The sequence below is a fragment of the Vibrio sp. OPT46 genome (genome assembly GCF_015163535.1).
Lineage (GTDB): Bacteria > Pseudomonadota > Gammaproteobacteria > Enterobacterales > Vibrionaceae > Vibrio > Vibrio alginolyticus.
Genome location: NZ_JADDYG010000861.1, coordinates 47135 through 57328, shown reverse-complemented (window position 1 = coordinate 57328; position 10194 = coordinate 47135). Strand labels below are relative to the sequence as shown.

Here is a 10194-nt window from a genome sequence, read left to right as displayed (position 1 = left end):
GACGATGGCGATAACGGTGGTCTCTCTCAAATTGGCTTAACCATTTACGCAGAAGTGAATGATTTGGGCGAAGATTTGGGCAACGAAAAAGATGCGACGGTCGTGCGTCAAACGGATGTGACACTAGAGTTTCCAACCGTCCTCACACCGAAAATGAGTGTAGCGGCAGAGATTCAGGTGGCTGATGATGTCCAAATTCAAGCGTTGGAAGACAATTCTATTAACCTTGGTGCTCAGTTGACGTCGAAAGTCGATGCGATTAATGCAGATGGTGTGGAAGATGTCTTAACTATTATCGTCGACCCGACAGCTCCTGGCATTCCTCCTGGTTTGGTGATCACGGGGACGGATGTTGATTTTGTCAATGGTAAATACGTGTTCCAAGCCCATATCGATGCAAGTGGAAATATTACTGGCCTTGATGGTTTGACGATGCACTTGGCAGAAGATTACGCAGGTGATTTCGAATTGCCAATTCGGTTTGTCACTAAAGACACTGAGTCCGGTGATGAAAAAGAAAATAATGTCCAGTTTCCAGTTCAGGTTTTACCGGTTGCAGACGTTCCGAGTTCAGCCGGGGATCAGCCGTTGGATAGCGATGTCACACCAAATGTAAGAGTAGATATCGTCGGTACTTTCGGCTTGGATGCAAACAAACAACCTGTGACTGATCTAAATAACGACGTTCCCACGGCGGATGGTGTTGGTTACGAAGATGGCTTAATCCAACTTAACTTGAGTGTTGATTTTGCCGATCAATTTAACAACACTCAAGGTGGTCGAGAAACACTAACGAACATCAAGTTAGAGCTTGATGACACAACATTAGGTGAGTTTGTTGATGCCAATGGTAACAGCTTAGGAACCAGTATTGAGTTTAATGAAGCTGAGATTTTAGCTGGTGCGCTTGACAATGTTCTGTTTAAGCCAAAAGAAAATTACCCCGTAGGTGGTGGCCAAAATACCGTCAAGATTAATATCGAGGGAGAAATTACTGATGAAGCTGTGTTTGATCAGTCTATCTTGAATAACTCTGGCGATAATATAGATGTGAGAACCTTCACTGACGATGTCACATTTGAAGTTACGCCAGTCGTTGATGACATTACCATTACAGGTGCCGATCCGACGCAGCCAATCACGGTGATTGGTGACGAAGATACTTTAATTTCGCTGAATCAATCGGGCTCTGGTGTTTCGATCAGCCTGAACGATAATGACGGTTCTGAGAGTTTCGTTTCACTCAAGTTAACGGGGCTTCCTGATGACTTTATCGTTAAATCCAATTCCTCTGATTATGTTGTTAAGAACAACGGTGGGGGCGAATGGAGTATTCAACTAAAAGATCTCACTCAGACGTCCATTGACCTGAGTGACATCCAAATTAAACCGCCAAAACACTTTAGTGGCGAGGCTGAGATAGGTATTACGGTCTTCATTCAAGAGGAGTTGCTACAAGTTCCAACGGAACGAAACAACAACTTTACGCTTATTGTCAATCCTATTGGTGATGATGTTGATGTGAATCCCGATACTTCGGCTGCAGGTAATGAGGGCGAAGACATTGTTATTAATGTAAATGCGTTAGTGGTTGATAACAAAGAGTCCATCGGAGATGGTGCAAACTACCAGGAAAATGATCCAGAGACGCTGAGAGTTGAGGTCTCCAATGTCCCTGATGGGGCGAGTGTTTCATTACCTGATGGGACAGTGTTTACTGACCAAAGCGGCGGCATTTTTGTCTTAGAAATCAATGCTCAAGACTTGGATCAAGTGGTGTTTAATTCTGGGGATCGCAACGATAACTCATGGGATGGTTCGCTGCATTTCAAAGTGCAAGCCGTTGATACTGGGCTCGATGGCAGTCAAAGCTTGGGCTCCGCAGAGGAGTTTGATGTCACTGTTGATGTTGAAGCAGTGAACGATCGTCCAGAGTTCGTCAATACCGTGGATGTGGAAACACCAGAAGATACGCCAATGCTGCTTGATGGTTTCAGCATTACCGATATTGATGCCGTACTCGATGATCCGAATGCTGAATATGTACTCAATGTGAACGTCGACAGCGGTATCTTGGAGCTTAATCCAACGCTCATCGCTACTTACAACCTAACCGTGAGCGGTGATGGTACGGACTCCGTTGAACTGAAAGGTACAGTGGCCGATCTAAACAATGCCATTGCAGACGGTCTGATTGAGTTTAATCCAGACCTGAACTTCTTTGGTGACGTTCAGGTGGACGTGACAGTCGATGACCAAGGTAATGAAGGTATCGTAATTGGTGGGGTAGATGACACCCTAAATACCAACAGCAGCAGCTTCAATATTGAAGTGACAGCGGTGAATGATACCCCAGAAACTACGCCAGTGACGCTACCGGATATTGAAGAAGATAGTGGTGTGTTCTCCATCTCTGAAGCGGATCTTATTGCGAATGCGACAGACGTAGAGAACGATAACCTCACGGTCAGCAATGTTCAGTTAACGGATCCGAATTCGGGTAGCATTACTTTCAACAGTGGTACGGGAGAGTGGGAATTTACCCCAGCACCAGATTACAACGGTCCAGTTGAAATCACGTACACCATTACAGATGATGGCACGACAAGTGGTGCATCCGATCCTAAATCGGTTAACGGCAGCGCATCGTTCAACGTAACGGAAGTCAATGATGCTCCAACGACGTCTGAAGTGACACTTTCTGATATCGCAGAAGACAGTACGGCGGTTGATATTACCCAAGCTGATTTGTTGGCGAATGCGTCTGATATTGAAAACGACACCTTGATGGTGAGCAATGTCCAGTTGGTTGATCCAAGCAGCGGCACATTGGATTTCGACAACGTAACAGGTACATGGTCATTTACTCCTGCGCCTGGCTACAACGGCAAGGTCGATCTGACCTACGACATTACCGACAACGGTACAACGAACGGTGTTTCTGATCCTCAAACGGTGTCAGGAACGGCGACCTTCGAAGTCACTGAGGTGAACGATGCACCGGTAACATCAGAGGTAACGTTGAGTAGTACGGAAGAAGATGGTGGTTCGGTAACTATTACGGCTACTGAGTTGCTGAGCAACGCAAGTGATCCTGAGTCAGACAACTTGACCGTCGATAATGTTGTGTTAGTGGATCCAGCTTCCGGCACGCTGACTCAAGTGAGTGCGACAGAGTGGACGTTTGAACCCGCAGCAGATTTCTTTGGTGACGTTAATTTCACTTATGAAATCACAGATGACGGAACCACTAACGGCGCTCCAGACCCAATTACAATCGCGGGCACAGCAGTGTTGAATGTTGAAGCTACCAATGACGCACCTGAAATCACTGCAACGTCGGTAACGGATACGATCAATGAAGCTGATGGCCAGAAAGTAACGGGTATTAGTGTGAGTGACGTCGACTTTGCGGGCGCACAAGCAAATGAAAGCATGACCGTGACTCTTACAGTTACCGAGGGCGACCTTCGTGTCGAGCCGCCAGCAGGTAGTGGTGTGACTGTTGGGGCGGGGATGGCTGGTGAAATCACCCTAATGGGCACACCAGATAATATTAACTCCGTTCTTGGAGCAACAGACGCTTCTGAGGGTGTATTTGTGGATGCAGGAGATGTCAACGCAGCTTCAATCACTTTATCGGTGAAAGTCGAAGACAACGGCGTGTACTTCGAAAATGCATCGGGTACCGCATTGGAAGCGAATCAAGACTTCACTATCAATGTGACACCTGTAGCTGATGCACCTACATTGAGTATCAATCCTCAGTTTAATTACATTCGTCAAATTGCGGCTAGCCAAACCGCGAGCAGTCAAGGTTTAGCGATTGTCGGAATCATGGCGGCGCTTACTGATATTGACGAGGTGCTGTCTTTGGAGCTAACGGGCGTACCAGCTAGTGCTGAGGTAACAAGTGGCGTTTCTCCATCAGGCATTAGCTTCGATGGTACCACTTGGACAGTACCAAGCGATGAAATTGATACGCTAGAAATTGTCGCAACAGATACTAACAGTGGTATTGATGTCGGTTCTTACGATATTTCGCTTACGGCGATATCAACGGAATCTAATGGCGATGAAGCGCAGTCTTCACCTGTCCAAATTAGTTTGGATGTGAGTAGTGATAGCGACGATATTGACCAGTCAACCGCAGTGGACGACAGCTATTTAGTCAGCGGAGACACAGGTACCAACTTGATTGGTGGAGACGGTGACGACGTTATTCTGGGTGGTGATGGTGATGACGTGCTTATCGGTGGCTTAGGCTCAGATATCTTAACGGGTGGAGACGGCAGCGATATCTTCAAGTGGACGGTAGATTCCGTTGATGAAGGGGCAGTGGATACCATTACTGACTTCACTGTTAACGAAGACAGTATCGATTTACGTGAAGTTATCTCTGATCTCAATAACTCAATGATCGACATGGATGATCTGCTTGGTCACATTTCGGCAGACTACGATGCATCGACGGAAAGTGTTTCTCTGAACATTACGACGGATGCAAATGTTCAACAGACTATTGTCGTGGAAAACTTAGGTACTTCAATCGACTTCAACGGTCTTAGCTCCAACGAGATTGTAGAGTCATTGCTCAACAACGGTGTTATTGATAACGGATAAACCTGTATACAACACAAAAATGGGCGGCTCTGATAAGCCGCCCATTTTTTTCGGGAAAGCTTGATTTTAAACAGGAGTATTTGAATCGAAATAGAAATAAAGTGCGAAGCAAAGGGGTTATCTTGTTACGACGTTATAGTGATAGTTGGAAATTAAAATAGCGATAATTTGACGTTAAATCGCCTAAACGTGGATGTCTAGCAAGCTGCCAATGATTTCATTGTTTTTCTCTATGACAGACGCGCCAACTCGGCTATAACCAGCGGCTTGTGCGAGGTTGATGAGAGATTCAACTTTTTGAGAGGGAAGGCTAGGTGTTGAGGCTGTTATTGCGACATCCGCAACCGCAGCTAAATCGATGTTGTGATCAGAAAGCTCTTCTTTTACCTTACTTACATTATTGCTAATGCCATGTGCAGCTTTCTCGGCCATTTGTTGTGACATCTGAACGATGTGGTATCCAGATTGAATTCCCGATACAGGCATATCACTACTCCCAACATTATGATAGTGAGAGCATAGGTGGAGTTTATAAAACGTTCAAGTGTTTTATATCAATGACTTGATTAGGCAAACAGTTTGGCAAGCATTTCTCTTTCTTCACCAGATAGAACCGGTTTTTGCGCTTTATTTAGTTTCACGCTGATCTCACCTTGTAATGACTTTAACTGACTTGCCGTTAAATCACTGAGCTTTTGTTTAAGTTCATTAAATTGTTGTGCGTTCATCTCAATACCTTCGTCGTGATTCGGTTTATCCGTCGTTGCCCGAAATTCTTCATCCTTTGGATACAACATATTTATTCAACCAAAATAGATTAGAATTTGATCGATTGCTTTTTGTCCGAATATTGTCAAGGTGTGTTAAGTGATACGTCAGATTTTTCCTAAGAAGGTACATAATTACCCACTTTGGGGTAGATGGAAGCGTAAAAAGAAAAAGGGAAGCGATATAGCGCTTCCCTCTTACATATGGTTTGAATGTTACTAACTTACCCTGACGGCAAACTTACTAGCAAGTGAATGAAGCTCTGGGAGCATGCGATAGATAAGATGAAGTTGCTGCAATACCATGCGGGCAGAGCTGTCGTCTTCATCGCGCCATTCGTTTAAGCGTTGCTCGAGTCCAGCATCATCAATATTAGATAGGTCACACTCCTCACAATGCTGGTGAAGCTGTTTATGAAGTACATCCAGATGCTGATGAATACAACGGTGAGCATCTAAAACGAGTTTATGAATTGACTCATCTTCGATGCGAGTTCTGTGCGCGCCTAATGCAGAAATATAGTTCAACATTGCGTGATTTAACGTTAGGAAGCGAAAACTTTCATCAACAGCTGCGCGATATTTGCCAGGCTCCGCCAGCATCGTACTAATCGCAGAAGAGAGTGAGGCATCATTATTGTGGGCCTGGCGGCGAGCGATACGGTAACTCAAATTGTCTTTCTTGCCGATTCTATACTGACCAATGATCTGATCGAGATACTGCTTGTTCGCCTCTATCGCATCCGACATAACTTTGTGAAGCCTTCTCGACTGCCAGTCGGGCAAAATAACTAATACAGCTCCTACTGCAAGCACACACCCGATGAGGGTATCTGCTAGTCGAGGAAGGACAACTGCGTAACCTTCACCTAGTTGATTAAATAAGAAGAGGACGAGCAGTGTAATAAAACCAGTCGCGTACCCATAGTTGTTCATCCGGAAGGCGAAAAACATCACACCAGAGATAACGATAAATACTAACTGGCTTTCTTGAGAAGGGAAAAAAGTCAGCAATGGTACACCAATCAACAAACCAGCTAATGTACCTATTACTCGCGCCGTCAATTTTTGGCGAGTGGCACTGTAGTTCGGTTGGCATACGAATAAAGTGGTTAAGAGTATCCAGTAACCTCGGTCGATGTTGAATATTTGAATGATTCCATAGCCAATCGTTAAGGCAATTGACATACGTAATGCATGCCGAAACAGCATCGAATCTTTGTGTAAATTTGCTGATATACGCTGCCACATCGCTTTTAGCGTGTGTGGGTTGGTATCGGCGAGGGTATCTTCTTCGAGGCCTTCAACATCTGGGTTGTTAATGTTATTAAGTTGTTTTTCTACCGTCGCTAAGTTATTGAATAAATATGTTAACTGCATCAGCAGACGTTTCCAGTGCCCTTGCTTTTGTTCTTCTAGATAAGCAAGAGAGTTTTGTACTTCAGCTAATGCCAGAATAGATTGATCGGTATGGGAGTATTCATTTCCTAGCTGAATGGCTAGTGCAATATCACGACACGCTTGGGCTTGAGACTCCAAAAGATATTTAAAACGAAACAGCACATCAGAACGTTCAAATTCGGTCGCTAAATCCTGATAGCGATAATGGCTAGAACTGACGCGTTCGTGAATGTCTTGAGCGATGAAATAAATATTTAAAAATCGGTCACTAGGCCCATCAATGTGACCCCGTTTCGATCGGTTAAGTAATTTGGTTTTACAAGCGTTTAGTGCCGTAACCGTGGCAGCATTGCATTTTGCAGCTTCAATCCGCAGCGGTTGTGGCGTCAAGTTGGTCACAGGGTGAAAAAGCTTGGCTTTCGCATCAAGATAATTCGCCATTTGGAAGAACACATTGGCTAAGCTTTGTTGCACCGGTTGAAGAGGCCAAAATATCTGCCAAATCATGGACATGAAGTAATACCAGGCGGCACCAGTCAAAAGCAGTAGTGGCTGAAACCAAATGTTGGTGCTTTCATGTGCGCCAAGCATAGTATAAATAGCGATCAGCAACGAACCAAAAGCAATACTCGCGTACTTAGGACCTATCGCTCCAAGAATGATGAAGCCGAAGGTTGAGATAAATAATCCCAACGCAAAAGCCCAAGGGGTATCGAACAAGATTTCAATTGAAAAAGCAGCAAGCGCAAAACAGAGAAAGGTGAGAATCAGAGCCTTGATGCGTCCAGTGAAACTGTCATCACTTTCAGCCAAAGCAGCAGCAATAACGCCTAATATTAATGGCGTTATCAGCGTGTTTTGCTCGAAGTACCAAGTTGGGATAACCACACCCAGTAAGGTAATGAGGATAAGAACGCTGTAATTTATCGTCTTGTTTGCCCAATATAGCCGAAATTTAGAAGTTGCTTGCACAATGCGCCTTATGTTTCCGATGAAGAACAGGGGGAATACTACCAGACCCACTATAGCGCGTTTATGATTTACTTTAAGAAAAATTCGTGGTTGCTGATAAAATCAGCAGGGATGTCATTGACTTATATTAAAGCTGCCAGGTCATGTATTGAGGATTGTAAAGCCAGCTTCAAATAACCTCAGCTTTAGGTTATTAAATCGACAGTAATGTGAATTTTATTAAAGAATAGAAGAAGAAGCTTACTTAGGAGCTCGCCGTTGCTACAATTTAGCGCCTTAAAATGATATAAATCGACAACTTCTAAACTAAAAGGCGCACGTTTCATGCAGCTTACTGCCACTAGCAAAGCACAGTTTTTTATTCAAAATGAGTACCATCACGTCGAAATAAAAGAGAACAGTGTTTTATTAAGCTCGATAGGCAGTGAAGAACATATTCCTTTTACGATCTGGAATGGCAAAGTTAGCGTAAAGCGTGGGTTATTATGGAGCTCTTTACAGTTTTTTGCTCATGAACACGAAGGCAAACAACAAAGCTGGCTAGTCCAAGGTTTACCGTGGCCGCAATGCCGAAAGTTTGCGCTTGAGGCCGTTCGTCAATATCAAGAGTGGCACAACACTCAGTGCCGAAAACTGGCTGAGTATCTACCTAAGTGGGAAGAAGAGCTTTACAAACTAAAGCACTTGCCTGCTTACTTATCGCATTCTCAAGTGGTCTCCTGGGTTGAAAGCCTTAACCAAGAGTTAAGCGAGATGAAAACCACCCTAGAAGAAGCCAAAATGCGAATGCCGAATCGTATGTCGCAAATAGAGCCTTGGCTCATTGATACCTCTGAGGCGCTTGGTGAGCGTAATCGCGATTGGCTAGAAGCAGAACGTCCAAATTGGGAAGTGCTGTTTAATCAAATTGAATCCTCTCCTTTGAATTTATCCCAGCAATATGCGGTATTGCTCAACGACGACCACAACTTAGTTCTTGCTGGGGCCGGCTCGGGCAAAACCAGCGTTTTAACCGCACGAGTTGCCTATTTGTTGCAAAGCCATCAAGCTCAAGCAGAAGAGCTTCTCATGTTAGCGTTCGGTCGTGATGCGGCGACTGAAATGAAAGAACGCTTAGTAGATAAAGTGGGCATGGCGGCAGACGGTGTGCGCGTCAACACATTCCATCAGTTGGGCTTGTATATTCTTAAACAAGTCGAACAGCAACCTGTCGAAATTAGTCCTTTAGCGTTGGACGAAAATCAACGAACAGCATGGTGTGTAGACTGGTTGAAAAAACATTGGATGACACCCACCAACTTTAAACGTTGGCAAAAACATTTAGACAAATGGCCGATTGCGTACCTAAAAGGGGATGATGAGTTAGGAAGCCATTCAGAAAATCCAAAACTGATCGCTTGGCTAGATTCGCAGCTGTCTCATTTAGCGGCGGTGGGCTTGACCAAAAAGCAAGTACAAGAAAAGCTCGTAAACCACCAAGACTATACGCGTTTAAATAGTGAACTCGCCTTATGCTGGCCATGTTTTACAGCGTGGCAGAAAATGCTTAAAGAAAGCAACCAAGTGGATTTCCCAACCATGATCAGTCGTGCGACAGATTATGTGAATAAAGGGAAGTTTGTCTCGCCATGGCGCTTTATTATGGTCGATGAGTATCAAGATATCTCTCCAGATCGTCTGGCATTGATTGAAGCACTGTGTGAATCCACTCAGAAACAAGCAGGTGCCACGTTATTTGCTGTTGGCGACGATTGGCAAGCGATCTATCAGTTTGCAGGAGCGGATGTCGATCTTATCACTGGTTTTAAAGAACGCTTTGCTCACTCAACCGTTCATCACTTAGATACAACTTATCGTTTCAACAATCAGATTGGTGATGTAGCGAATACATTCGTGCAGCAAAACCCATCGCAGTTGCCGAAAACACTAAACAGCCACAAACAACGCAAGCAGAAGAGCGTACATACCGCGCAGAGCAATCAAGTGGAAAAGATCTTGGACCACTTGAATCAACAAGCCAAGCAAACCAAGTCAGTTTTATTGCTAGGACGTAACCATTATCATAAGCCCGATTTGTTCGACGATTGGTTGCGACGTTTCCCTAATCTCGATATTCGCTTTATGACTTGCCATGCGAGTAAAGGACGCGAAGCTGACTTTGTGATTATTCTTTCTGTGGATGAGGGGCAATTCCCCGCTAAGAAGAAGCAAATTCACATTGATGGTGCGTTGACGGAGTCCAAAGACAAATTCCCTTACGCAGAAGAGCGCAGGCTATTTTACGTGGCGATTACACGTGCGAAAGAGAAGGTTTGGATTACGCATACTGGTGCGGGATCTGCATTCGTTCAAGAGCTCGTTAATGGTGACTATCCCATCGTGACTTCTCGTTAAATGCAACGTTTAGAATGTTAAAAACAGTAAAGGCGAT

At 44.5% G+C, this 10194-nt stretch carries 5 protein-coding genes; 2 read left to right on the top strand and 3 right to left on the bottom strand.

What is annotated here, in order from left to right:
• Positions 1-4623: cadherin-like domain-containing protein (locus tag IQR33_RS30690; RefSeq protein WP_193844297.1), on the top strand; the 4623-nt coding region annotated here is incomplete at its 5' end.
• A gap of 183 nt (positions 4624-4806) precedes the next feature.
• On the opposite strand, the gene IQR33_RS30685 is transcribed toward IQR33_RS30690, so the two are convergent.
• The 3 genes from IQR33_RS30685 to yccS form a co-directional block, all read right to left on the bottom strand.
• Positions 4807-5109: a hypothetical protein gene (locus tag IQR33_RS30685; protein ID WP_176311502.1), complete on the bottom strand. Its 303-nt coding sequence runs from the start codon at positions 5107-5109 to the stop codon at positions 4807-4809.
• Between the two features lie 80 nt (positions 5110-5189).
• Positions 5190-5420, bottom strand: a complete 231-nt coding sequence (locus IQR33_RS30680; RefSeq protein WP_005376575.1) for a hypothetical protein — start codon at positions 5418-5420, stop codon at positions 5190-5192.
• A gap of 189 nt (positions 5421-5609) precedes the next feature.
• Positions 5610-7763, bottom strand: coding sequence for a YccS family putative transporter (yccS, locus tag IQR33_RS30675; RefSeq protein ID WP_193837972.1), 2154 nt, complete (start codon positions 7761-7763; stop codon positions 5610-5612).
• A 324-nt stretch (positions 7764-8087) separates the two neighbouring features.
• Between yccS and helD the strand changes: the two genes are divergently transcribed.
• Positions 8088-10157, top strand: coding sequence for a DNA helicase IV (helD, locus tag IQR33_RS30670; RefSeq protein ID WP_193837973.1), 2070 nt, complete (start codon positions 8088-8090; stop codon positions 10155-10157).
• Positions 10158-10194: the final 37 nt, after the last annotated feature.